Source organism: Paenibacillus sp. FSL M7-0134 (genome assembly GCF_038007865.1).
GTDB lineage: Bacteria > Bacillota > Bacilli > Paenibacillales > Paenibacillaceae > Paenibacillus > Paenibacillus polymyxa_B.
The window spans coordinates 195406-220894 of record NZ_JBBOXV010000001.1 but is presented as its reverse complement, the minus strand read 5'-3'; the positions used below and the strand labels follow the sequence as shown (position 1 = coordinate 220894).

Below are 25489 nucleotides of genomic sequence, written 5' to 3'. Positions count from 1 at the left end.
CAAAAAAAGGAGGCTACTCATGAATAAACGATCAATTGTACCGGAGGATTTGTACGGATATCAGTGGATCAGTGATCCCACAATAAGCCCCGATGGAACGATTGCCTACGTCAATAAAAGCATAGATCGCCCAAAGAATGACTACCAAACACACATCCGTGTCGCATCCCTTCTTGGGAACGACGATCAGCCGTTGACCGGTGGCCACAAGGATTCGGCTCCAGCTTGGTCACCCGATGGATTGCAGCTAGCTTTTTTACGTCTGGCGAATGGAAGCAAACAGCTATGGACGGTTCCGGCTGAAGGTGGAGAGGGGCAGCGGCAGACGGAGGTGAAGCGTGGAGTAAGTGCATTCGTCTGGTCACCGGACGGAAAGTATATTGTATTCACAAGTATGGTGAGTATACACGCTGAGCGTGAAGCCATGGGGCTTGAGGAATATAGCAAGCAATCCGGTGAGCGGGGACGTATCGTGGATCGTACCACTCCCAAAGCTGAAGGATCGGGCTGGTGGAATGGTCTATTTAGTCATTTATATGTATTGGAGCTTGAAAACGGCCGGATCACGCCAATAACGTCGGGACCTTGGAATGCATCTTACCCTGTATGGTCCACGGACAGCAAGCAGATTTCCTTCTTGTCCAAACGTGTAGACGACGACATGAAGGATGCAGACATGCTTTCGTTTTCGGATGTGTATACGATCGATTGCGACGGCGGTAATCTGGTGAAAGTTACGGATTCCAGCTTGGCGATTAGCCAATTTTCGTATGCCCCAGACGGAAAATCATTGACTCTGATCGCTAGTGATCACATTTATGGAAGTGGTAGCCAGAATCGACTATACACCGTGCCTGTTACGGGGGGAGCCCCGGAACTATTGGTTCCTGAATTAGACATGCAAATCGGCAACTTCGCCTTAAGCGATATGAAATCATTTGGTCCGTCTCCATCTCCGTTATATGCTCCTGCACGATTGAAGCCAGAAATGTATGTGCTCGGGACGTTGCAGGGTGCTGTTCATATATACCGCATCACAATGGACGGGGATGTTCAAGCGGTGACTGGCGGAAGTGATAGAGATATCTATCAGTACACGCTATCTGCTGACGGCCGCTATTTGGTTTTTGCTGCACTTGATGTGGACCGGCCAGGCGAGCTGTATCAAATGAATCTGGAGACAGGGGAAGAGAAGCGACTTACGCACCATAACGACGATCATATGGCTTCCTTGCAAGTGAGTTCACCAGAGACATTTTGGTTTGAGGCTTCGGATGGCTTCAAGGTACAAGGATGGATTTTCAAACCGGCCGGAATGGTACCGGGGGATCAGGTTCCTTTGATCTTACAAATTCACGGCGGACCCCATGCGATGTATACCGGCACGTATAGCCATGAAATGCAGACGCTCCTTGCGCAGGGATATGCCTTGCTCATGACCAATCCGCGCGGTAGCTTTGGTTATGGTCAGGATTTTGCTCAGGCCTGCCGGGGGGACTTTGGGGGAGGAGATTATCGTGATCTGCTGGACGCCTTGGACTTTGCGCTGAACCAGTTTGATTGTATAGATGAAACCAGGCTCGGGGTGGCTGGCGGCAGTTATGGCGGCCTGATGACCAACTGGATCATTTCTCACACGAACCGATTTCGAGCTGCCGTTACGCAACGCTGCATCTCCAACTGGCTCTCCTTCTATGGCTTGAGCGATATTGGTATTTCCTACACAGAGGGAATCGTTGGGGCTAACCCGTGGGAAGATCCTGAGCTACTCTGGTTCAAATCCCCATTGGCACATGTAAATAGCATTGAAACTCCGTTGCTGATTTTACACGGCGAGGAAGACCTGCGCTGTCCTGTTAGCCAAGGGGATGAGTTGTTTACGGCTCTTAAGCGGTTGGGTAAAATAACACGCCTCATTCGATATCCCGGGTCCAATCATTCATTGCTAAAGAGCGGTAAACCGTCCCTTCGTGTGGATAACTTTGAACAAGTGGTGGCTTGGTTCAATTCCTACTTGAGTAAAGGAGTATACTCCAATGAGTAAAGTGAAATTGTCCATCCCAGTGGCCTTTCTGATCGAGAACTTATGTACGAGTGGTGAACCAAAAGACGTCATCATTGAATGTATCAAAAAACAGGATTTCACTCCTTTGCTCGACAAGGTTAAAGAAAAAACAATGGATTTCAAAGAACGTTGTCAAACGGCAGAAGACATAGGAGACGAGTGGGAAGAAGCGATCCTTAGTGGTTATGAATTTAAGTTTTTACACATCAATGGATTGAAAAGGCTGCTTTATTTTCGTTTGGATCGAGCCCTAGATCGCGATTATGAGCAAGATGGGATCACGTTGAAAAATCTGTATCTTGATCCTATCGAAATTGATACTTTACAAGGGCTCATCGGCAGACAGTGGCAGGTGATTGCTGAAGACAATGAAGCTGCAGGTAACGTGCAGAGGAGAGTCAGCATTAAGCTTTTATACCGAAATGAAGATGATTCTTAAAAAGCAAATAGTATTTAATGCCCAAACGTACAAATGATATTGCCCATGTGTACGTTTTTTTCTTTTTGTTTTTTTGTAAAATAATATATAAATGATTTCTGTTCAAACTAAATGGACCAGGCGCTCTCATAGCGGCGTTGTCTCTAATAAGTTGAAAAGCCGAATTCAGAATTGTAGGAGGGAATTATGATTGATGTATTCAATGAACAGATTCAAAATCTAGATCCAGAAATAAGTGAAAGTGAAGGTGAATTTGAGAAGAAAGATATTTCAAAAGTGTTAACTATAATATGGATTTTTATAATTTATAGTGAGTCTGTCATTCTTCAACATTTGTCCAGCGGTCTAAATCTGCCGCAAAGTGTCTTATTCACTGTAATCATCATATTGCACATCCTCTTGTACTTGCATGCTCAAAGAGTTGCAAAATATTTTTCATGGGCTTATTTTGTTGTGCAAGGGGGATTGATCTTTTCAAGTGCATTTCTTCTACCTGAAAGTTTCTCCATTGTACTGGTTGGGTTAATGCCAGTTTTGGTGGGTCAGAGTATAGGCATTTATTACAAGCCGCTTAAGGTTATTCTTGTATTTTTGATCTCCTATGTACTTTTTTGTGTGGCTGTGGTCTGGCATAATGATGGCAAGCAATTTGTGTTGTTCATCCCGCTGTTTTTTCTAATTGCAGTTGTTATAGTAGCTTATGCCGTTCTTTTTCTCAAACAAGTCAAAGCACGAATCCGAACGCAAAACGTTCTTAAAGAACTTGAAATTGCACATCAAAAGGTCGAAGAACTTACAATTGCTAACGAACGACAACGTATGGCCCGTGATCTTCATGATACGCTGGCTCAAGGGCTTGCTGGGCTAATCATGCAACTTGAAGCCATTGATGCCCATCTGACAAAAGGAAGTACGCAAAGAGCTCAGGAGATCGTCCAACAATCGATGTCACAAGTGCGAAGAACATTGTCTGATTCAAGGCGAGCTATAGACAATCTGCGTTCGAAAACCATCTCGGAAGTTGATTTTGCAGAAGCAGTGGAGGAAGAAATACAGCGATTTACAATGGCTACGAGCATTCGTGTAATACGCAACATCAAAATTAAAGCTTCAGTTCCCAGACTGGTGTTCGAACATGGATTGTTTATTATAAGCGAGTGTTTAACCAACGTAGCGAAGCATTCACATGCTAATACCGTATGGATTAATATTTTAGATAACGAAGGCAAGATTGAAATCGAGATTCGCGATGATGGAAAAGGATTTGATACGGATATTATTGCCAAGCAAACAGGGCATTACGGAATAATAGGTATACATGAACGTGTACGGATACTGGGTGGAAAAATCAATATTAGCAGTATATTTCAAGAAGGTACAGCTATAAAAATAGAGGCGCCTCTTACTAAAGGAGACCTATCATGAAATACAAGATTTTAATTGTCGACGATCATTGGGTAGTTAGAGAAGGATTAAAGCTGGTGCTGGAGACCAATGACAGTTATGAGGTTATTGGTGAAGCCGGAGAAGGTGTAACGGCTCTTAAATTGATTGAAGAACTTCAGCCGCATGTCATATTGTTGGATTTATATATGCCACAAATGAGTGGTTTGGAAACCATGAAAGCCCTCAGAGAAAAACAAAATGAAACACCAGTCATTATCCTGACGACCTATAACGAAGATGATTTAATGATTAAAGGACTCTCTTTGGGAGCAAAAGGATATTTATTAAAAGATACCAGTCGAGAAAATTTATTTCGCACTATTGAGTCTGCGCTAAGGGGGGAAACGCTGCTTCAGCCAGAAATAACAGCAAGGGTATTCGCTGCCACGAATAAGAGAGAAGCTGAGATAGAGTCACACGAAAGAAACTTAGTTCTGACTGATAAGGAAAAGCACATATTAAAGTCTGTTGCACATGGTTATAAAAGTAAGGAAATTGCGTTTGATATGGGAATTTCCGAGCGTACCGTAAAGGCACATTTAACGAATATTTATAACAAGCTTGGTGTTGATTCCAGATCCGAAGCTGTTGCTGTTTCGTTGGAACGTGGTATTTTACAGCTTTAGAAATAATAACTGAAAATATGTTATTTATTTGCCCAGTCGTACATAAGGTGCTTGCCCCTTTGTACGATTTTTTTGTTTGTTCATTGTTATAACATGAAAAAAGGATGAAAAAGTTTACTTGACCCACGGGTTGCTGATAGCACCTTTAGAAGAGAGAATCAGAGAGGATGACATTAGTTGAAGAGAAAAGGAATCAGAATAATGATTGCAGGGGTTGTATTAGCTATAGTAGCTTCTGGTTGCTCCAGTGCAACGGAGAACTCTGTAACACAAGCCAGTCACCCGGTAAAAGTGGAGAAACTTGCAATGAAACCTTTGGCCAATGATTTTAATTTGGCGGGGACATTGCAGGCAAGTAATGAGGCCAATGTTTCCTTTGAAGCGGATGGACGTATATTGAACACCATGGTCGAGGTTGGAGATTCAGTAGAAAAAGGGAGTGTCCTTGCGAAGTTAGATACATCTGCTTATCAGTTACAGCTGGATCGGGCAAAGGCAACCATGGAAAAGGCAAAGGCTGGTGTTAGCCAAGCGGAGGCTTCTGTTCAATCGGCACAGGCGGGCATTCATAGTTCACAATCCCAGGTCAATGCGGCCCAATCCAAATTACAGGAATTGAACAATGGCGCCAAAAAGCAGGAGATTGCACAGTCTCAAAATGCGGTTACTGTAGCAACTAATAATTACAACAAGAAGAAAGCGGATGCCGCACGGTCCCAAAGTCTATTCCAGGCAGGTGCAGTATCCTTAACGGAAAATGAGAATGCACAGCTGGAATTAACGAACGCACAAGAAAGTTTAAGTGATGCGCAAGAGAAATTGTCTCTTTTGCTTGCAGGGGCATCCCAAGAACAACGTGCACAAGCTTCGGCTGGGGTAGATCAGGCCAGAGCAGGGCTGGAGTCAGCTAGGGCTACTAGGCAACAAGGGATAGCCAGCAAAGCCCAGGCGCAGGCTACCTATGAGGATGCATTGGCTGCTTATGAACAGTCATCCTTGTCACTGAAAAAAGCTACTTTAACCTCCCCGATCACAGGTGTTGTGATTGAAAAAAAGATATCTGATGGTCAACTGGGCTCCAGCGGGAGTGAGGCATTTGTTGTCGGGAATATCAAGACTTTAAAAGTACTCCTCCCCGTACCGGACAGTGAAATCTTATCTTGGAAGAAAAACCAAAAAGTAAATATATCTCTCTATGATGAAATTAGAACAGGGACTGTTACCCAGATCTATCCATCGACTAACTCCAAAACGGGAAGCATCAATGTGGAAGTTAGCATTCCCAATCCTGAACTGAATTGGAAGCCTGGTCAAGTCATTAGTGCTTCTAAAAGCATGAATCAAAACGAAGCGCTTTTAGTACCCGTAGAGGCTGTAATTAGTACGGAAAATGACCCGTATGTCTTTAAAGTTGTGAATGGAAAGGCCGTAAAAGCCGCGATTAAACTGGGGAAAGTGACTAATAATCTACTCGAAGTGGTCTCTGGGCTACAGGCAGGCGATCAAATCGTTACGCAAGGAGCAGGAACCTTATTTAATGGTGATTTAATTGGGAATGATGTACTTGGGAAATCGGAGGAGTCGTCCGAATGATTAAATATATCGTTAAAAAGCAGAAAATCACACTTATTTTCTTTGGCATGTGTATTTTGCTAGGGATTTACAATTTTGCATCGTTACCTAAACAGGAGATGCCCGACGTTATTCCTATGTCAGCCAGTGTCACAACTGTGTATCCAGGGGCCTCACCTGAAAGAATCGAACAAACCATTACGAAGATATTGGAACAGAAAATTAAAGAAGTGGAGGGTGTCAAAACTATTTCTTCCACTTCATCTAAGGGCCAATCTAGTATAAGTATAGAAGCTTTGGATGAGGCAAATCCGACAAAAGTGTGGGCCGATCTTCGTACAAAGGTACAGGATGCGCAGTCTGAACTTCCGGACGATGCGATGCAGCCCATTATCAATGATAGTATGGCAGGCTCCTTCATCGGGTCATACGCAATCACTTCTGATAAAGTTGAAAATTTATATGCGTTAAATGAATTGATGAATAAATGGAAAGATCAATTAAAAACGGTCTCAGGAATTTCAAAAGTTAATATTCAAGGAATTCCAGAACAAGAAGTACGGATAAGCCTGAACACTCAAAAAATGCAGCAATATGACATCTCCTGGGAACAGGTCGTTCAAGCCATTAAAAATGAAAACGATAGAGTGCCTACAGGAAGTCTGGATTTCAATCAGCGTACGTATCAGTTGACAGTAGATGCTTCAACTGATCCCAATGTTTTAAATAATGTTCAGATTTCAAGCAACGAAGAAGGGTTCCCTATATCCTTGAAGGATATAGGTTCAGCCTCGCTTGTTTTAAAAAAAACGGGGAGTTATACGTATGTGAATACCAAGCCTGCTATTTCAATCAGTTTGAGTGGAGATAAAGGCACAGACGTACCAACGGTATCCAAAGCGGCAACAGCCAAAATCAACGAACTTGCGAGTAGTTTACCTAAGGATGTACATTTTGAGCTGCTTTTTGCACAAAATGACCGTGTAAGTGAAATATTTGGTAATCTCTCCAAAGAGATGATGATTGCTATTGCATCGGTTATTGTGATTTGTACATTAGGTTTGAACTTGCTGACCTCTGCATTTGTGGCCTTGGCTATCCCTGTTTCTATTGCCATCGGTTTTATTGTCTTGCCGATGACAGGAACGACGCTGAATCAAATTTCAGTCATCGGATTAATCATCGTACTGGGGATACTGGTTGATGATGCCGTTGTGGTAAACGACAACATTGAACGCCGACGCTCTGAATTTGGGGAAGATGCTACGGAGGCGGCAATTAAAGGAACGAAAGAAGTATCCTTATCGATCATTACAGCCACGCTGGCTACGGTTGCAGCATTTGCCCCGCTTTTATTTCTACCGGGCAATATGGGAGACTTTATTAAACCGATCCCTACCGTTATTTCGTTAACGATGCTGGCCTCCATGATTATGTCGCTTACGATCATTCCTATTTTCCGTCAATGGTACGATAACCGTCATAAAGGTAAAGAACGTAGCAAACCGACCAAGCCTCCAGGGCTTCTTGGCAATCAAATTCAGTCCCTCTCTAATGTATACGCTAAAAACTGGATGCCGAGAATACTGCGTCGACCACTTTTCACTGCGCTTATTGGTCTTATGATTGGTACGGCAGCTTATGGACTGCTTGCTATTGTGCCCATTCAATTATTTCCTGAATCGGACCAACCGGATGCCACAATCAACGTAACGATGCCAGAAGGAACGTCGTTGCAGGCAACCAATCAGGTTATAACCGAGATTGAGAACTGGGTTAAAAAGCAGCCAGAAACCGAACATTTGGCAGCAACGGCAGGTGGTGGAGCACCTCAAATGTACAGCGATATAGTAGCTGGTAGTGGCTCCGTGGGAGCGGTACACGGACAACTTACTGTTGTTGGTAAAGAGGGAGTCTTTGATATCAAAAAAACAGTGGACAGCTGGACAAGTACGCTGCAAGCCAAATATCCAGCAGCATTAATAAGTATACGTGTTCCTCAATTAGGCATCCCAGTCGGTAGTGCAGTATCTGTCCGTATTAAAGGAGAAGACCTTGGAAAGTTGCAAACGATGACCACAAAAATAAAAGAAATTGTTGCGGGAACTTCTGGAGCTGTAGATGTGACCGATAATATGGGGATGCAAAGCTATAATTTGAATTTTCAAGTCAACCAGCAGGCCTTGGATAAATATCAGGTCAACTATTCCAACTTAACCCGCACTTTGTTGCTAATGGGTGACGGAGTGAAGGTCACGGATTTTGACACGGGTAAGGAACTGCTGGATATCAATATGTACATGGATAAACCTAACCATGATCCTGAGGTGTTATTCCAACAGCTAAGTGTCACTAATGCGGGAGGAGAGCAGATCCCGTTATCCCAGTTAGCAACGATGAAACCGGACTTTTCCATTCAGCAAATCCACCGCTATGATTTGGAACGGACGGTAACGATCTCCGCCAATGCAAAAGGGCGTACGGCTACGGAGCTCACCCAGGACATCCGTAGCAAGCTTACAAGTACACATTTCGATTCGGGGTACACTTGGGAAATGGACGGGGAAACATCTACGCAGACCGATTTGTTTAAGGATTTAGGCAAATTAGCCGTTATCGTTGTTTTTCTCATTCTGCTCTTGATCACCATGCAGTTTTACTCGGTTTCCACACCGATCATTATAATGACGACTGTGTACCTGGCAGCAGCAGGAGGAGTGCTTGGTAGCTTTATTACAGGTATGCCAATTGGTTTTATGAGTATTATGGGTATCATTTCACTTGCCGGTATCGTCGTGCGCAATGGTATTGTATTGATCGAGTTTATTGAAGATGCGCGGCGTGAAGGCGCAGAATTAACAGAAGCCATCTTAATGGCATGCTCTGCCCGTTTCCGTCCGATCTTGCTCACCTCGCTAACTGCGATCGTCGGAATGATACCGATTGCTACGATGGGAGAAATTCTATTCAAGCCATTGGCAGCGACCATTATATTCGGACTGATTTTTTCAACCATTTTAACGTTGTTTGTAGTTCCGACTCTTTATATGGTCGTAGCTCATCTGAAGCTGAAACGGAAGCATAAGAAGGAAAAGGCTATAAATAGCGATAGCTCAATGACCTTGTAGGTAAATATAGAAAAGAATATACTTCATTTTTCCTTATTATTATGAAATCGTACATTAGACGAGTGTCTTAATGTACGATTTTTTCTTTTGTGATTATTATTTCATTGACAGAGTCCACAAAAATCATTACTATAATTGTTGCAAAAGTCCACTAAATTGGGGGAGTTATGATCAATATAAATGCTAATATGATAGCGGATATGAGGCGTTTTAATCGGTTCTATACGAATATACTGGGGGTTTTAGATAGACATGTGCTGGATAGCGGATATTCCTTTACCGAGGCCCGTGTCATTATAGAGATCGGGTTGATCGAGCCATGTATTGCGAATACTCTTGTCGAATCTCTTAAAATTGATCGCAGCTATATGAGTAGGATCATTGCTAAATTTTGCAAAGAGGGCTTTCTTGTTAAGGAAAATTCAACGTTGGATAATAGAACAAATCTGATTCGTTTGACTCCTAAAGGAAAGGAGTTCTATAACCAACTGAATGAAAGGTCTGATGAACAAATTCTAAAATTAGTTCAAGGACTTTCAGAAGAAGAGATAAAGGAATTACATGCTTCTATGTTGTTAATTCAGAAGAAATTGGATAATTTGGAGAGGATACAGAATGATACGATTTGAATGCGACTATACCGAAGGTGCCCATGAGCGCATATTAAAGCGACTACTGGAGACTAATGATGAACAAACTCCAGGTTATGGTGTGGACGATCATTGTGAAAAAGCCAGAGCATATATTAAAGAAGCATGTGACTCCCCAAATGCGGATGTACACTTTTTGGTTGGAGGTACACAGACCAATACCACCGTCATTTCTTCTATTCTGCGTCCACATCAAGGCGTCGTTGCGGCAGTTTCTGGACATGTTGCTGTTCATGAAACCGGAGCAATTGAAGCTACTGGACATAAAATACTTACTTTGCCAAGCGGGGATGGGAAGATCCGGGCCGAGCAGGTACAAGATTTGTATGACGCTCACTGGAATGATGCCGCTCCTGAGCATAGTGTACAGCCCGGTATGGTTTATATTTCCCAACCTACTGAAAATGGAACGATCTATAGTAAATCAGAGCTGGAGGCATTAAGTAGAGTCTGTCGAGAGTGTGGTTTACCACTGTTTATAGATGGAGCCCGATTAGGTTATGGCTTGGTGGCCGAAGATAGCGATGTATCTTTAGCAGATATAGCGAAGCTATGCGATGTATTTTATATTGGTGGAACCAAAATTGGAGCCTTGATGGGAGAAGCAGTAGTCATTCTAAATGGTACATTGAAAAAAGATTTTCGATATATGATCAAGCAAAAAGGAGGGCTGCTGGCTAAGGGAAGAATGTTGGGCATTCAATTCGAAACTTTGTTTGAAGACGGTTTATACGTTGAAATTTCCAAACACGCTATAGATATGGCCATGCTGCTTCAAAACGGATTATCTGAGCAAGGGTTTTCTTTTCAATACCGTTCTACAACCAATCAGCAGTTTCCGATTTTACCAGATCGTATACTAAAGGCATTGAGTGAAAAATATACTTACTCCTTTTGGGAAAAGGTTGATGATGCACATAGTGCTGTTCGATTCTGTACCAGTTGGGCAACGAAGAAAGAAAATGTTGAATTGCTAATTCAGGATATTAAAGCATTGCGATAAAGGTCATAGAAAGAGTAATTTATAATTTTAAAGATGTAGAATGACTATGTAATAGCCATACTTCGTTGCATGCATTGCAGCGAAGTATGGTTTTTTTGTGTGCATTTTACTTATTCCAAAGTGGCTTGTCTTTAGTTCCATGAAAGAGCAAGTGGATATAAAAATGGGAAAACAAGACAAGAGCGGAGGTATAAAATCGGCGTCTAATTCTTTACACTGAATATCTACCGAACCTGCTTGCGGTACTGAAGAGGGGAGAGCCCAGTTATTTTTTTGAAGATTTTATTAAAGTGGGAAGCATGACCGAACCCGACATCCTCTGCAATATGCTGGATTTTGTCCTTGGTGGTTCGAAGTCTGGTTTGGGCCGCCCTGACCCTCACTACGCGGATGTATTCGCTGAAATGAAAACCAGTCAACTTTAGAAAGATACGGCTTAGGTACGCTGGACTAATGAAAAAGCAGGCGGCCACTTGTTCGAGAGTTAACGGTTCATTGTAATGATCCTGAATAAAAGAAGAAATTTCCGTGATTTTCTGATGCATGGGATGAGAGGAAACAGGTTCACTACGCTCGATCGCTTCCGATCGGTGCACCAGGATCAGCATTTCCAGCAGTAGATGCTGTACGCAACGGTCATGCAGAGGCTGCTTATTCCTGCATTCGGTATTCATCTGTAGGAATAAACGTTCAACTTCCACTTGCTCTCTCGCAGGTAAGCGAAGCAACGCGGATTGCTGATACGGCGGCAGGTCAAGAATGTCATGATCCTGCTGTGGGAGAAACGTCGGAGAAAAATGAATCAAGATGCGCTCTGTTTCCTGCAATTGCGTACTGGCGGTAGAGTGCAAGTCATGAGGAAGGATGAATATCAGATCCCCCTTGCGAGCGGTGTATACCTTGCCATTCATAAAATAGATGCGTTCGCCTCGCAGTAAGAGATACAGCTCATAGTTCTCGTGGACATGAGGCCGGGGCATAACTGTGAAACCGGTACGATAGATGTGATGAATGGAGAATTGTTGTTCTCCAATGACATATTTATCTTCTTTCATTTCATTCATGTGCTTCTTCCTTTACAAATTAAGATAAGTAAGCGCATTCATATACCAACAGTATATATGACAACCTGCCAATGATAAAAGCAGAAAAGATTGATGAAAGGAGGTGAAGGCGCTTCTGAACGTCTCGGATCGTGTTTTTATAAAAATATGCGCTGATGTGGAAGAAAATCTTAGGGAGGAAACAGAATATGAGCAAGCAGCGTACATGGAAAAAGGTGCTATGTAATGTGGTTGTGGGTTCATTGTTGTTGACCTTGTGCCCACCACTAATCCAAGCGGAGACTGCGGTAGGAACAGAGATCGCAAAGGTGGCAAAAGTGGCGATGGATATTCCGGCGTTTCCGGGGGCTGAGGGTGGCGGTAAATATGTTACCGGTGGACGCGGAGGTGAAGTGTATGAGGTCACTACGCTGGCAGACTACGGCAAAGGGGAACAGATAATACCCGGATCTCTTCGCGCAGCGGTCAGCTCTGATAATCGGACGGTCGTATTCAGGGTGGGTGGAACGATTCATCTCAAGGAGCCACTTAAAATCTTGGGAAACAACCTGACGGTTGCTGGTCAGACAGCTCCTGGCGACGGTATAACTGTAAGCGATTACACAACAGGGATTGATGCAGATAACGTCATTCTCCGTTACCTGCGTTTCCGATTGACCGACCGTTACCCCAGTGAGGATGACGCGTTAGGGGCCAGATACCATAAAAACATAATGATTGATCACTGTTCCTTTAGCTGGTCGGTGGATGAGGTACTGAGCCTGTATGACAACGTCAATACAACGGTACAATGGTCCATTGCGTCCGAAAGTATGCTAATGACCACTCACCAGAAAGGTCGCCACGGCTATGGCGGCATATGGGGTGGACGAAATTCCACCTATCATCATAACTTGTTGGCTCACAATGCAAGCCGTAATCCGCGTTTTCCAACCGATAAAAAACAAATCGACGCTGTGGAAATGACCAATAATGTCATTTATAACTGGGGATTTTTCTCTTCATACGGCGGCGGTGAAGGATCGTATAATGTGCTAAATAACTATTATAAGTATGGCCCCAACACATATCAGGACGTTCGCGGTCAAATCTTTGTGGACGTGGGTAGTAAAAAATATAAAACACGCATCTTTATTGGTGGTAACTACATGTACGGCAATGACTCGGTTACAAAAGACAACTGGCAGCTTGGAACATCCATTGGGTCAATTATTGATCCTTCCACCCGTTTGGCGGAGCCGATTGAAGTTAGAGGGGAATACGACAACGGAATCTCACCAGATGCGTATGGTCCATATCAAGCGACAGATGCACAAACCGCATATACGGAGGTGCTTGCCGGCTCAGGAGCCACGCTGCCAAGAAGAGATGCGGTGGACGCTCGAATTATGAATGATGTGAACAATGGAACGGGTGCGTTTATTAACTCTCCGCGTGAAGCAGGGTGGATTTATGACGATTATAACGTAACGACGACGGAGCTTTCTGACAGTGACCATGATGGAATGCCGGATGAATGGGAACGTGCCAATGGGCTGGACCCCAATAATGCAGATGACCGTAACGGTCAGGGGCTTGCCGGTACAGGGGCGTATGCTCATTTTGCCAAGGGTTATACGAATCTTGAGGTCTATTTAAATGATCTTATTGAGAAGCTAGCGAATGGAAATGAGGTGGATAATCCAGAGGCCGTCGTTCAGGTGTCGGATGCAGACGGACGTCCACTAAAGCATAACGATATTTTGGAAGCAGGCCGGGATGCGACCATAACAGCAACAGCCAAGGATAAAGATGGTATTGCTCACGTTGAATTTATCATTGACGGCAAACTTGTTGGTAAAGTAGAGACCGCACCTTATCATCTGGATTGGAATCATGTAACAGACGGTACCCACAATATTATTGTACGGGTGACTGACCGCAAGGGGACTGCTGTATTTTCCAATCCTGTTACCATTCACGTCAATACGACTGCGCCATCGGGAAGTTGGCTCAGCGAAGAGATTGGCTCTGAGGGCAACGATGGTTATATAAAAGGGCATACTCAGGTCTTAAAAGAAGATGCAAGCGGTAGCAGCATACGACTGAAGTCAGCGGGAGACGTTGACGGTAAGGCAGATATTTTCCATTATGCTTATCAAAAATGGGAAGGTGACACTGAGATCACAGCCCGTGTGGAACAAATTACCCCGGTGGATGATAATGCCGAAGCGGGTGTAATGATTCGTGAATCGCTGAAGCCTGGATCAAAAATGGCTTTTATGTCTTTAGCATTTGTTAAATATGGCAAACGGGGTATTCTTATCAGTCGTGATCAAACGGATGGTAAGACGAAACGTGCGTCAATGGAGGCTTTTATTACAACGCCATATTCGGTTCGTCTTGTACGACAAGGACAAAAGGTTACCGGCTGGGTATCCGCAGATGGTGTGGCGAACTGGGAGAAGGTTGGTGAAACTGTTATAGATGTGCCGGATAATCAGCCGCTATTGATCGGGTTGGCTACCGATGCATCCAAACAACAAAACGATGTATGGAATTACAATACGTCGGAATTCAGCAATGTCACCATCCGCAACCTGACAGACTCAGGAGGAACTCATCCCACTAGTGTGGTGGTAGCGACCTATGGCCCTGCTGACTTTAGATCTCTTCAGGCAGCTATTGACGCAGTCCCTGACGACAGCAACACAAGGACAGTTATCCATCTCAAAAACGGTACGTATCGTGAAAAAATAAAGGTGAATTCCTCCAAAAAAAATCTGAGCATTATCGGAGAAGATCGCGACAAAACGATCATTTCTTTTGATGATACGGCCAAAACCGTGGTGGACGGAAAAGAATTAGGAACAAGCAACAGCTATACAATGCGTGTGCAAAGTCCCGATTTTGTGTTGGAGAATGTCACGGTTGCCAATACAGAAGGAACTGGGCAGGTGCAGGCTGTAGCGTTATATGCCGAAGGCGATCGTGGTAAGTATCACAATGTCAAAATTACCGGCCTACAGGATACGTTGCTTGTGAACCGTGGCAGACAGTATTTCAAGGACAGCTACATCAGTGGCAGTGTAGATTTTATATTTGGCAATGCACCTGCCGTGTTTGATAATTCGATCATACACAGCCTGCGTGCTGGATATGTGACAGCAGCTTCAACAGAAGAGAACAAGCCGGGCTTTGTATTTATTCAATGTCGGCTGACAACAGAAAATGGCTTGACAGGCAAGGTGGATCTCGGACGGCCATGGCGCCCTTACGCTCATGTTACTTTTTTGAAGACCTATATGGATGACCATATCAAGCCGGGCGGCTGGAACAATTGGGGCAAGGAATCCAATGAGCAGACCGCAAGATTTGGAGAGTTTGACAACTTTGGGCCAGGTGCAGAAAGTAGCGGGCGTGTACCTTGGGCCAAACAGCTTACCGCCGATGAAGCAAGCCAGTACACCGTTGAAGCTGTTCTGAGCGGGACAGACCATTGGGATTGGCGTCTTTAAATTTGATGTTCAATGGTTAAGCGGGGCAAGCGCTTCTAGCGTTCAGCCTCGCTTATTTCTATAGTTTGAGTAGAGGATACATACTTAATTTTCGGTGTTGAAAATACTTGTTTATATGGTAAATGTTTGCTATGTTAAAAGTGCATTTATTTCAAATTGTAATTTATTATTGATTTGGAGGTGTAAGGTATGGCACGTGTGTTAGTAGTGATCACGCCTGCTGAAGGCCATGTTAATCCGACACTAGGATTAGTGAAAAGGTTGGTAGACAGTGGGGAGGATGTTGACTATGTGTGTACGGAAGAATATCGTACGAGAATTCAACAGACAGGAGCACAGATGATCACCTACCCTTTTGTTGATGATGCTTTTTCTAAAGACTCTGATTTAAAGCCAGCAGAATACAAACATCATTATCAATTTGTGTACATGATGGTAAAAGGTATGATTCTTCCGATTATTCCAGAGGTTTTGAGAGTTATTGAAAACAGAACCTATGATTATTTAATCTATGATTCTTTGATGGGCTGGGGAGGCACGATTATTGCACAGAAGCTAGGAATCCCTGCTGTGTGCTCTATCGCTTCTTTTGCTTTCGTAGAGCCGTTGGGATCGGGACAAGGCATGAATGACAATGATCCGGAGGTAAAAAAGTTGTACACGGCTACGATGCAAATAACGCATCAACTAGCTAATGAGCTTCAGGTTGACGCTCCGGCTATAGAAGAGATTGCTCCTCATGGCGGGCGCTTAAGAATAGTTTATACAAGCCGATATTTTCAACCGCAAGCCGAAAAACTGGATCACAGTTTTATTTTTACAGGTCCTTCTATTGTACCGCGTAAAGATGCTCCATCTTTCCCGTTCGAACAACTTCGTGTTCTGCATCCACAGGCGGTTTACATTTCAATGGGTACTATATTGAATAAAGACTTGGAATTTTATAAGCTTTGTTTTGCAGCATTTCGCGATTTGCCTGTGCAGTTTGTGCTGTCTTCAGGCAATTATACAGACATGGAGCCATTGGCCCCGTGTATCCCTGACAATTTTATAATCAAGCCTTATATTCCGCAATTGGAAATGCTTCAGCATGTGGACGCTTTTGTTACACATGCGGGGATGAACAGTACAAGTGAAGCCCTATATTACAATGTACCGCAGGTCATGATTCCTTTAACATCGGATCAGCCGATCGTAGCCAGTCGGGTGCAGGAACTGGGAGCGGGTGTTGTTGTGGATAAAAATGAGCTTACACCCGCTAGTTTGAGAGCTGCCTTATTAGAGGTATTGAGTCATCCAACCTATAAAGAACAGGCTCATGTGATCGGCGAATCATTACGCCAGGCTGGTGGGTATAGACATGCTGCAGATACAATTATGAGTCATTTCTCCACCATAGAAAAATAAGCGCAGTCTATATACTGTGATTCCTTTCTTTTAAAGCAGCAGATTTTTCAAACTCTAATTTCTTCGAAATTGCCAGGAGACCAAGGGAGCAGATGATTAGGGCCAAACATACCCAATAGGTGTTTCGGTAACCAATCCATTGAGCGGTTAATCCGCCCATCAAGCTCCCTACCAGTCTTCCGATGGTTGTCGCATTGGAATATAGCGTCGATGCGTACCCTGGAAGAGAGGGCAACAAATCCTGCATGTAACTAATGCCAATGGCAGAAATCACTGCAACAAAGAAGGCTAGAAGAAGTTGCCCCACGAATAGCTGCCACATCTCCGTAGACATAATAACAAGGATATAATAGACAACTCCTGTTAATGCCCCTAAAAATACAAGCAAACGGTTGGAGTATTTAGCTGCTAGTACGCCTAGCATGAGCATCAATGGGATTTCCAAAATCGCACAAATACTGGATACTAGAGCAACGTCACTCGTGTCACCTTTTAAATTGTGAATGATGAACAAAGAAATATTTAAACTGTTCATCCAGTGAGACGTATAGAGCAGAGTAAGAACTAAAAAGGGGATCAGAATCTCAATATTTTTATGTAATGTAATGTTATGAAGTGAAAGTTGATTCTTATGTTTAAGCTGAGCGGGAGGCTGCTGGATAAAAAAGAATAAAAGAACAGCAATAAGAACAAAAATAGAGGTCGTTCCCATAAAGATACCCTTAAAGCCCGTATGTGCAATCAAAAAGGAACCAAAAAGCGGCCCGGTAATAAAGCCAAGAGAAAACATAGACCGAAGCGTTGAATTAGCAAAGGCGTGATCCGCAGATTTACTGCGATCTACTGCTTCACGTGCACTGGCAAATAACTGCGGCATCCCAGGAGCACCAATGGCCGTAAAGATCGTCATATAAACAAAAAGTACATAAAAATTTTGGATTACAAGATATCCTGCAAATGCTACGGCATTAAATAACGTACAAATCACCAAAATTTGTTTACGATCTAATCCGGTATCAGAACGTTTGGCAATCAGAGAGCTTATCCATATGCCACAAATCAAAGTCACCGCTGTAAACACACCAAAGGTTCCCACAGATACGCCAAGTGTACTTGTAAAATATACAGCTAAAAAAGGTGCGCTGATGGATATAGCCATGCCTTGCAATAACATGCAGATCATGAACAATGGGTAGTTAGGGATAACGAAAAGATTTTGAATACGCTTTAGCATTTCTTTTTTACACCCCTTCGGATTTAGTAGCAGAAACATTTCTATTCTTCCTAAACTATATATGATTTTAGTATAAAATGTATATTTACATGGTGTGAAATATTATATATTATTTTTCACTTTGAGGAGCAGGTCAATATACAGGCAAAGATACAGTAACAGGCTAAGAGTCAAACTCTCCATACCTTCAACTACTAACCTAGCTATGAGATCATGAGATTAACCTGAATACGGAGGGTAACTCATGAATGCCAAAGAACAACGCAGACAAGATTGGCACACACGTATCGCAGCCTATCGGGCAAGTGGCCTCACGATGAAAGCTTGGTGCTCCGCAAATCATTGTTCTGTCGAACAATTGAAATATTGCTGTACAAAATAAAGCGGTATCATCCTCAGCTACTCCAGATCCAAAGACTTCTCCCGTACAGTTTGTACCTCTTGCCACTGTAGATCCACCTGGCAGCGTTTCTCCTTCTCTAATCCTTCATATCGGTGAAGCCAGTATCGAGCTTCATTCCCGCTTTAACCCAATGCTTTTGCGCGAAGTGATTCACGCGCTTACTTCACCATGCTGACCTTTCCAAGCATCAGCGTGTGTTTCTTGCTTGTGGTTCCACCGATCTGCGCAAGTCGATCGACGGACTTGCTGCCATCGTTCAGGAAAGCTTTGGTCTGAATCCGTTCTCCTCCGGCTTATTCGTATTCTGTAACCGGGCATGCAACAAGCTCAAAATTCTATATTGGGATCACAATGGGTTCTGGCTTTACTATCGCAGCCTAGAACGTGGCGGATTTCAATGGCCTACAGGCAAGGAAGAAGTAGTAGCCATTTTACTAAGGTGGTAACGCTGATGTTATGTTTTTTGCTACTTCCACACGGCTGCTCTGTCCTGCTTTTAACTCCTGTATGATGGCTAGTTTCTCAATCGCATTGTATTCGTTCTTCTTAGACAAAGGAAAACTCCCCTTCAAGTAGCGGTTTATTTATTAAACCTGTCTACTTGAAGGGGAGCATATCAAAATCGGTAGCCTGTTCCGTAATTTATAATAGCGAGGTTACGAACTTCACCTCCGGAAAGCGGCTATCCGGTCCTTTCATTAAGATTCCGCCTTGATTTTTCAGATACCTATCGAAGAAATCCAGCATATAGGCATTGATAACGGAGTTCGCTCTTTCGGGCGCAATCTTTCCTGTAATGCCCAGCATTTTGAAAATCGGAGAAATGAACTGTACGTCGGCAAAATTCAAATGCTCCGTATTTTCGATATAGAGGACTTGTCCTCCTTCGTCGACCGTTTCGCGCATCCGTTCAAGCTCCAACTTTTTATCTTCCGTTACTTGATCCTCCCACTCTCTTGTTGAGCCCATATGGTTAAGCTCTGCATCCGTGTAGACCCGGTTATCCATCACCATTTTTAATTTTTCGAAATAGCTTTCCGAGTTGATGAACAAAAACGGCTTTCGCAGACCCTCTCTGTCACGCAGTCGATAAAGCCCTCCATCAAGGTCTATTCCAACCGCGATTCGCGGATCGTAAGAAGCGTCATAGGCCGTCGCTCCGCCGATGGAATGACCGAACACCCCGACATGACCAAGATCAATTCTCCCTTTTAGATGACTTGGAATCTGTCCCGATTGGATGAGCTCGAATTGGTCCAGCGCAAACGCCACATCGCCGGTTAAAACTTGTCCCAACTTGTCACGATTTCCTCTACTCGTCTGGTAATCATGGTCGGGCGAGAATAAGTCGTTGGTTGTGCTGGTCGTGATTCGCCCGTCCGGAAACTCGGTTGCAAATGTATTGTAGGTGTGGTCGATCACTGCCACGATATATCCATGACTCGCGAGATTTTCGGCTTGCGACGTGTGGAGGTACCTGGAAGAGCCGTTGCCGGGATTCGCAAGGATCAGCGGGTATGAAGTCTGTGCCCAAGAGACTTCGGCCCCCAAATAAGCATGACTGGGTACGTACTTCAGGTGTTGAAAAGTAAACCCGGGAAGGCCATAGTCCGCGGCCATATAACGTAAAATCTGGGTTTCGGGAATAAAGGGAGCATACTTGCCGATGCCAGCTTGAGCTGGATACCATACCTGAACCATCAATTCCCTTTTGCCTGTCGTGGTTTTGCCAAATGTCTCCTCCCGGCTTGGATCGATGAAATGAAAGACTTGCGTACCTACCTTCAACTCGCCGGTTGGCGCCGGAAAGTCGAATACGGGAAACACATAGAGGAAGCACCCCGTTGCGATTAGCCCAATCACGATAAAAAGGCGGCCCAGCACCCTACGGATTCGCGAGGCAGTCCGAACGACTTTCAGCGTTATGAAAACGTCTATAAGTGAGAGCATAAGCATCAGGATCGTAAATCCGTATAAAAATAAAAGCTGAACCCTGTATCCTTCGACAAGCAAATGTATCACTAAAAAAATGGAGCCTGCTCCGCTTGTCAGGAGCAAAGCTGGTTTTCGAATACGTTGATTGATAATGAACAGGAGTGCCAACAAACAAGCACTTGAAAAGAATAGCAGCATTTCAAAAAACCTCACGCCAACTCCCCCTTAAAAATAATCCTATCAATGGATTAGTATAGAGGAGCAGCTAGGTTGATACCATTGATCTAGATGACAATTGCCTAACACTCTTGTAAGGTTGCGCGACGATGGCGCAGAAAACGGCATGTAATGTGCTGATTCCTGCCTTTCGGCCGGGGTTGTTTGTTTCACAATTGTGAAGACAGCTCAATCTCCAATCTCCGATAAAATGATTTTCAGAACTCAGCTTCTTGCTTCGTTTATGGAAGGGTTCAAAGGCGAGATTGACCGAAACACCTCGGTCAGCATCACTTCCGCTAACTTGTTAAATCATAATTCAGCATAACTTAGCCCTCATTTAGTTGAACAGGTGGGGGCTACTTGACGCTTACGTAACAGGAGTGGGATGTAGATATGTATGTGGAATTTTCCTGTAGGATTTACCTTAAAGACTGAAGCGATCTACGAACTGCTTGATCAGTTCATTCAATAATCTGGCGGCCTTCGTAGGAAGGCGATGATCAGCTTTCTTAAGGAAAACCAGCTCACTATTTGGTAATTGTTGATGCAATATTTTGGCATAGGGATGAAAGTGCTTATCTTCTTCACCATAAACGAGCAGGACAGGAAGCTGGATTTCCTTGAGCCGAGAGGTGCAGTTGTACTTCAAGCTGTAACGGTAATATTGTTCGACATTCCTGGGATTTCCCTGCTTCGCATCGTTGAATAACTTACGGAACAAAGATAGCTGTTTCGTTTGTGACCAAGCAATAGAAAGGGCAAGCGTACCGACTGCGCCGATTTTGGAAAGAGCAATGCCCAAAGAAATTTTGTTTCTTAGTCGCCATTCGTTTACTTCCGACATTCCACTGATAACAATTCCTCCCCATGCCCGATCTGGATAAGTCAAGAGGAACTCAAGTACTATCGAGCCTCCGGTAGAATATCCACACAAAAATACTTTATCTAAGCTCATCCGGTCCATCAAATGTTTAATATCCAGGGCGATGAGAGGATAAGTAACCGTTTGTTCGGAAGGCTGACTTTTACCGTGTCCTCTGATATCAAAAGCTATAGTTCGAAAATCGGATGATAACTCTTGGAATTGGTGTGTAAAATTTAAGCTTGTGAGTACTGGAGGGTGAATGAATAGGATGGCCATTCCTTCACCAGAATCCATGTAATGCATAGAGTATTCGTTTATGTTTGTAGTAGCCATGGTTATGCTCCCTCCCTGAATGGTTTGATCTTAAATTTGGCCTATTAGATCCAAAAAATTCATGGAGGCGTAACTTTAATTGCTTGTATGAAATACCTTTGTCCCGATGATCCAATACAGGAATAATATTTTTAGTACAAGAAAAAAATAAGAGGATCAAGTTTTTCTAAGAAAGGGACACATACATGGGCATGAAAAATAAAGTTACCATAGCACTAGTGCTAAGTTTATTGTTGATGATCTTGGGCTGTAGAGCGGACTCCAGTCAACAGCTAAAACAACAAAGTGTGAAGTCACCTATCATAGTAAATCAAATGGGCAAAAAACCTGTCATTGTGATCTTGATTGATTCATTAATGGATAAGCCTTTGCAAGATGCGATTCAAGAAGGCCGTGCACCCGCGATGCAATATCTCCTTCATCAAGGGCAATATTTCCCGCAAGTAGTGAGTTCATTTCCCACGATGTCTGTGACAATCGACAGTACATTATTAACGGGAACGTATGCAAACCAACATCATGTGCCCGGACTCGTTTGGTACAGCGACCAAAAGAAACGCATGATTCTCTACGGCAATGGTGCCAAAGAAGCCTTGAAGATAGACCAACTGCAAGTATTCTTAGACGCAATTTACCAATTAAACCAAGTTCATTTGAATAAAAAAACGAAAACCATACATGAGGAATTGGCTGACAAAGGAAAAGAATCCGCGTCCATCAATGCTATTGTCTTCAGAGGGAAAACGAAACATGCCTTAAAAGTGCCTGACTTCATAGCGAATAGCAGCAGGGTGCCAGAAAAAATGATAGTAACAGGGCCTAAATGGTTATCTTATGCAGCTTTGGCACAATTGAATCCGAAAAATAGCTGGAATACTCCTTTGTGGAAAAAATTTGGGATGAACGACGAATTTTCCGCAAAAGATACCGCTTTTCTAATAAGCCAGAAGAAACTTCCAGACGTAACCATCACATACTTTCCAGAGAATGATAATTTAGCGCATAGAAAGGGCCCGACTCAACTGGAGGGAATCGAAAAAGCAGATCAAGCACTGCAAACTGTGTTGAATGCATATGGTTCGTGGGAACAAGCTGTAAACAATGCGATATGGGTTGTCATGGGTGACAGTGCGCAAAGCGCTGTTTATGATGATCGACAGGTTGCCGCTGTTGATTTAAAGTCGCTTTTGAATCATTACCGTATTGCAAAATTAAATCAACCTGTAAGAAGTGATGACCAAATCGTGATTGCCGCTAATGAACGGATGGCCTATATCTATGCGATAAACGATAACGTAGAGCTGTCCAACGTGGCGAAGCTTTTACAGCATGAGGACAAGCTCGACATTATCGCTATGAAAGATGGTAAAAACAATATTCATGTTACAAAGGGAAAAAAGGGTAAGCTGTTTTCTTATCATCCCGGTGGAAAATTCATCGATGAATATGGGCAATCGTGGACCTTGTCGGGCGAAGAGGACCTTGTGGATATTACGGTGAATAACAACCGGATCCAATATGGAAAATATCCAGACGTTTTGGCGAGGCTACACGGGGCAATGAATTCACATGAAGGAAGATATGTTGTCGTCACGGTCCAACCTGGATATGAACTCGTCGGCGAAAGTTCCCCTACTCACATCGGAGGGGGAGCTCATGGATCGCTGCATGAAAAAGATTCCCTTGTCCCATTAATTATTTCCGGAACGAATACACGTCCCAAAACACTGCGAATCGTGGATATAAAAGACTGGATTATGCAATTGGTGAACGAATAAGTATTATTCGTGCTTGATATTAAAACCGTACTCCATTAGTATATAAGCATATAGTTATATAAGTGGAAGGGGGGCACACCTTGGATCAACTTGGTTATGTAGCCGATCATTTAAAGCTATTGGGGGATAAAACTCGGCTGGCCATGCTTTCCCTGCTAAGAGAGAGAGAATGGTGTGTTTGCGAATTTGTAGATATCTTTGATATGTCGCAGCCAGCCATTAGCCAACATTTGAGAAAATTAAAGTCGCAAGGGATTGTAAAAGAAGAACGACGAAGTCAGTGGGTATACTATTCCTTAAATGTAGACGACAAGCCGCATATTCAAGCTGTTCTTGAGAGTATGCCAGACTCTAAGCAGATTTTAAAATGGCTGAATAAAGAGGAGCCGATCGCATCTTGTGGACCGGATTCATCGGCTTGCTGCTCATCCTAAAGGCTGCTCCGTTTAACTCCTTGCAGGGATAAAGATGTTTTTAATATAAGTATATGTTTATAAGGTGATGTAATGGAGGTTTAAAACATTGATTTTGTTGGCATGCATTATATTCTTAGCCACTTTAGTGTTGGTGATCTGGCAGCCTAAAAATTTGTCCATAGGATGGTCTGCCTGCGGCGGTGCCATACTCGCCTTGCTGGTGGGTGTCGTCGATTTGCATGATGTTTGGGAAGTTACTCATATTGTCTGGAATGCGACACTGGCTTTTGTAGCCATTATTCTGATTTCGTTGGTGCTTGATAAAATAGGCTTCTTCGAATGGGCGGCGCTTCACATGGCACGAGCTGCGCGAGGAAGCGGAACCCGGATGTTTGTTTATGTGACCATTCTTGGCGCCGTTGTTGCTGCTTTTTTTGCGAATGACGGTGCGGCCTTAATACTGACACCGATTGTACTGGCGATGGTTCGGGCACTTAAATTGGATGAGAAAATGGTTTTTCCTTTTATCATAGCGAGCGGTTTTATTTCAGACACGACGTCGCTTCCGCTTGTGGTCAGCAACTTGGTTAATATTGTGTCAGCCGATTTCTTTGGTATCACCTTTATGGAATATGCGAGTCGCATGATTATACCTAATTTATTTTCTTTAGCAGCCAGTATAGGAGTACTGTATCTCTTTTTTCGTAAAAGGATTCCGAAAACGTTTGATGCGACACAATTAATCAGGCCTGCGGAAGCGATTAAAGATCCAAAGATGTTCCGTATGTCCTGGATCGTTCTCGCGGTTTTGTTCATTGGCTACTTTGCATGCGAATTTTTTAATATTCCCGTTTCGGTGGTGGCCGGTATTATTGCTATCTTTTTCTTATTGATGGCGCGTAGAAGTCCTGCAGTGCCGATGAAAGAAGTCATCAAGGGCGCTCCATGGGCTATCGTATTTTTCTCCATCGGAATGTATGTTGTGGTGTATGGTCTGCGTAATGCCGGTTTGACGGATCTGCTGGCCCATGTGATTCAAGCGGCTGCCGATCAAGGTATGTTTGTGGCCACCATGGGCATGGGTTTTATTGCGGCGATTATCTCGTCGGTCATGAATAACATGCCTACGGTCATGATTAATGCGCTTGCCATTGATGCCACCCATGCAACCGGTATAGTCAAAGAGGCGCTGATTTATGCTAACGTCATTGGGTCGGATCTCGGGCCGAAGATAACTCCGATTGGTTCATTAGCCACGTTGTTGTGGCTGCATGTGCTTCGTTCGAAAAACGTGAAAATTTCTTGGGGGGCTTATTTTAAGACAGGCATTGTCTTAACCATTCCTACACTTTTTATGACCCTACTGGGCTTATACCTGTGGTTAGTCATTTCATAGGGCTATAGTATTT

Annotated in this window: 19 protein-coding genes; 15 read left to right on the top strand and 4 right to left on the bottom strand. The window is 43.5% G+C overall.

Annotation, left to right across the window (positions count from 1 at the left end):
• Positions 1–19: 19 nt before the first annotated feature.
• The 8 genes from NSQ58_RS00970 (at position 20) to NSQ58_RS00935 (ending at position 10929) form a co-directional block, all read left to right on the top strand.
• On the top strand, positions 20–2044 hold the full coding sequence (locus NSQ58_RS00970; protein ID WP_075154796.1) for a S9 family peptidase: 2025 nt from the start codon (positions 20–22) through the stop codon (positions 2042–2044).
• Positions 2037–2504: a hypothetical protein gene (locus NSQ58_RS00965; RefSeq protein ID WP_028541766.1), complete on the top strand. Its 468-nt coding sequence runs from the start codon at positions 2037–2039 to the stop codon at positions 2502–2504. Before NSQ58_RS00970 ends, NSQ58_RS00965 begins: the two co-directional genes overlap by 8 nt.
• 186 nt (positions 2505–2690) lie before the next feature.
• Entirely contained in the window at positions 2691–3929 is a 1239-nt protein-coding gene (locus NSQ58_RS00960) for a sensor histidine kinase (protein ID WP_028541767.1), read from the top strand.
• Positions 3926–4576 (top strand): response regulator, encoded by a 651-nt coding sequence (locus NSQ58_RS00955; protein ID WP_023990417.1) that lies wholly within the window; start codon positions 3926–3928, stop codon positions 4574–4576. The genes NSQ58_RS00960 and NSQ58_RS00955 overlap by 4 nt, the downstream gene beginning before the upstream one ends.
• A gap of 201 nt (positions 4577–4777) precedes the next feature.
• Positions 4778–6169, top strand: coding sequence for an efflux RND transporter periplasmic adaptor subunit (locus NSQ58_RS00950; protein ID WP_075154795.1), 1392 nt, complete (start codon positions 4778–4780; stop codon positions 6167–6169).
• Positions 6166–9276, top strand: a complete 3111-nt coding sequence (locus tag NSQ58_RS00945) for an efflux RND transporter permease subunit (RefSeq protein ID WP_023990415.1) — start codon at positions 6166–6168, stop codon at positions 9274–9276. Before NSQ58_RS00950 ends, NSQ58_RS00945 begins: the two co-directional genes overlap by 4 nt.
• A gap of 167 nt (positions 9277–9443) precedes the next feature.
• Positions 9444–9905, top strand: coding sequence for a MarR family winged helix-turn-helix transcriptional regulator (locus NSQ58_RS00940; RefSeq protein WP_028541769.1), 462 nt, complete (start codon positions 9444–9446; stop codon positions 9903–9905).
• Positions 9892–10929, top strand: coding sequence for a threonine aldolase family protein (locus NSQ58_RS00935; protein WP_028541770.1), 1038 nt, complete (start codon positions 9892–9894; stop codon positions 10927–10929). Before NSQ58_RS00940 ends, NSQ58_RS00935 begins: the two co-directional genes overlap by 14 nt.
• 224 nt (positions 10930–11153) lie before the next feature.
• Here the strand turns inward: NSQ58_RS00935 and NSQ58_RS00930 are convergent, their stop codons facing one another.
• Positions 11154–11993: a helix-turn-helix transcriptional regulator gene (locus NSQ58_RS00930; RefSeq protein ID WP_023990412.1), complete on the bottom strand. Its 840-nt coding sequence runs from the start codon at positions 11991–11993 to the stop codon at positions 11154–11156.
• Positions 11994–12181: 188 nt separating this feature from the next.
• Here NSQ58_RS00930 and NSQ58_RS00925 point away from each other — a divergent pair, with 188 nt between their 5' ends.
• Positions 12182–15490 carry a pectinesterase family protein gene (locus NSQ58_RS00925; RefSeq protein WP_341056740.1) on the top strand — a complete coding sequence of 1103 codons (3309 nt, stop codon included), beginning with the start codon at positions 12182–12184 and terminating at the stop codon, positions 15488–15490.
• 189 nt (positions 15491–15679) lie between these two features.
• Complete coding sequence (locus NSQ58_RS00920; RefSeq protein WP_023990410.1) at positions 15680–16897, top strand: macrolide family glycosyltransferase; 1218 nt, start codon at positions 15680–15682, stop codon at positions 16895–16897.
• A 7-nt stretch (positions 16898–16904) separates the two neighbouring features.
• Here NSQ58_RS00920 and NSQ58_RS00915 read toward each other — a convergent pair whose 3' ends face one another.
• Positions 16905–18131 (bottom strand): sugar efflux transporter, encoded by a 1227-nt coding sequence (locus tag NSQ58_RS00915; RefSeq protein WP_023990409.1) that lies wholly within the window; start codon positions 18129–18131, stop codon positions 16905–16907.
• Between the two features lie 244 nt (positions 18132–18375).
• On the opposite strand from NSQ58_RS00915, the gene tnpA reads away from it, so the two are divergent.
• Entirely contained in the window at positions 18376–18513 is a 138-nt protein-coding gene (gene tnpA, locus NSQ58_RS26710; RefSeq protein ID WP_397344732.1) for an IS66 family insertion sequence element accessory protein TnpA, read from the top strand.
• A 215-nt stretch (positions 18514–18728) separates the two neighbouring features.
• Entirely contained in the window at positions 18729–18980 is a 252-nt protein-coding gene (gene tnpB / locus NSQ58_RS00910; protein ID WP_341056739.1) for an IS66 family insertion sequence element accessory protein TnpB, read from the top strand.
• A 196-nt stretch (positions 18981–19176) separates the two neighbouring features.
• On the opposite strand, the gene NSQ58_RS00905 is transcribed toward tnpB, so the two are convergent.
• Together NSQ58_RS00905 and NSQ58_RS00900 are read right to left on the bottom strand one after the other, a co-directional pair.
• Positions 19177–20682 carry an alpha/beta hydrolase family protein gene (locus tag NSQ58_RS00905; protein WP_341056737.1) on the bottom strand — a complete coding sequence of 502 codons (1506 nt, stop codon included), beginning with the start codon at positions 20680–20682 and terminating at the stop codon, positions 19177–19179.
• Between the two features lie 430 nt (positions 20683–21112).
• Entirely contained in the window at positions 21113–21886 is a 774-nt protein-coding gene (locus NSQ58_RS00900; RefSeq protein ID WP_075154790.1) for an alpha/beta fold hydrolase, read from the bottom strand.
• Positions 21887–22071: 185 nt separating this feature from the next.
• Here NSQ58_RS00900 and NSQ58_RS00895 point away from each other — a divergent pair, with 185 nt between their 5' ends.
• From NSQ58_RS00895 to NSQ58_RS00885, 3 genes are all read left to right on the top strand, one after another.
• Complete coding sequence (locus NSQ58_RS00895) at positions 22072–23664, top strand: alkaline phosphatase family protein (protein ID WP_341056736.1); 1593 nt, start codon at positions 22072–22074, stop codon at positions 23662–23664.
• A gap of 80 nt (positions 23665–23744) precedes the next feature.
• On the top strand, positions 23745–24098 hold the full coding sequence (locus NSQ58_RS00890) for an ArsR/SmtB family transcription factor (RefSeq protein ID WP_023990405.1): 354 nt from the start codon (positions 23745–23747) through the stop codon (positions 24096–24098).
• 88 nt (positions 24099–24186) lie between these two features.
• Positions 24187–25476, top strand: coding sequence for an arsenical efflux pump membrane protein ArsB (locus tag NSQ58_RS00885; RefSeq protein ID WP_028541774.1), 1290 nt, complete (start codon positions 24187–24189; stop codon positions 25474–25476).
• Positions 25477–25489 lie beyond the last annotated feature (13 nt).

Coding starts and splice junctions, on each gene's coding strand:
- NSQ58_RS00930 (WP_023990412.1), bottom strand. CDS start 11,993: ATGAATGAAATGAAAGAAGATAAATATGTCATTGGAGAACAACAATTC.
- NSQ58_RS00955 (WP_023990417.1), top strand. CDS start 3,926: ATGAAATACAAGATTTTAATTGTCGACGATCATTGGGTAGTTAGAGAA.
- NSQ58_RS00960 (WP_028541767.1), top strand. CDS start 2,691: ATGATTGATGTATTCAATGAACAGATTCAAAATCTAGATCCAGAAATA.
- NSQ58_RS00965 (WP_028541766.1), top strand. CDS start 2,037: ATGAGTAAAGTGAAATTGTCCATCCCAGTGGCCTTTCTGATCGAGAAC.
- NSQ58_RS00940 (WP_028541769.1), top strand. CDS start 9,444: ATGATCAATATAAATGCTAATATGATAGCGGATATGAGGCGTTTTAAT.
- NSQ58_RS00970 (WP_075154796.1), top strand. CDS start 20: ATGAATAAACGATCAATTGTACCGGAGGATTTGTACGGATATCAGTGG.
- NSQ58_RS00900 (WP_075154790.1), bottom strand. CDS start 21,886: ATGGCTACTACAAACATAAACGAATACTCTATGCATTACATGGATTCT.
- NSQ58_RS00935 (WP_028541770.1), top strand. CDS start 9,892: ATGATACGATTTGAATGCGACTATACCGAAGGTGCCCATGAGCGCATA.
- NSQ58_RS00915 (WP_023990409.1), bottom strand. CDS start 18,131: ATGCTAAAGCGTATTCAAAATCTTTTCGTTATCCCTAACTACCCATTG.
- NSQ58_RS00950 (WP_075154795.1), top strand. CDS start 4,778: ATGATTGCAGGGGTTGTATTAGCTATAGTAGCTTCTGGTTGCTCCAGT.
- NSQ58_RS00895 (WP_341056736.1), top strand. CDS start 22,072: ATGGGCATGAAAAATAAAGTTACCATAGCACTAGTGCTAAGTTTATTG.
- tnpA (WP_397344732.1), top strand. CDS start 18,376: ATGAATGCCAAAGAACAACGCAGACAAGATTGGCACACACGTATCGCA.
- NSQ58_RS00920 (WP_023990410.1), top strand. CDS start 15,680: ATGGCACGTGTGTTAGTAGTGATCACGCCTGCTGAAGGCCATGTTAAT.
- NSQ58_RS00945 (WP_023990415.1), top strand. CDS start 6,166: ATGATTAAATATATCGTTAAAAAGCAGAAAATCACACTTATTTTCTTT.
- NSQ58_RS00925 (WP_341056740.1), top strand. CDS start 12,182: ATGAGCAAGCAGCGTACATGGAAAAAGGTGCTATGTAATGTGGTTGTG.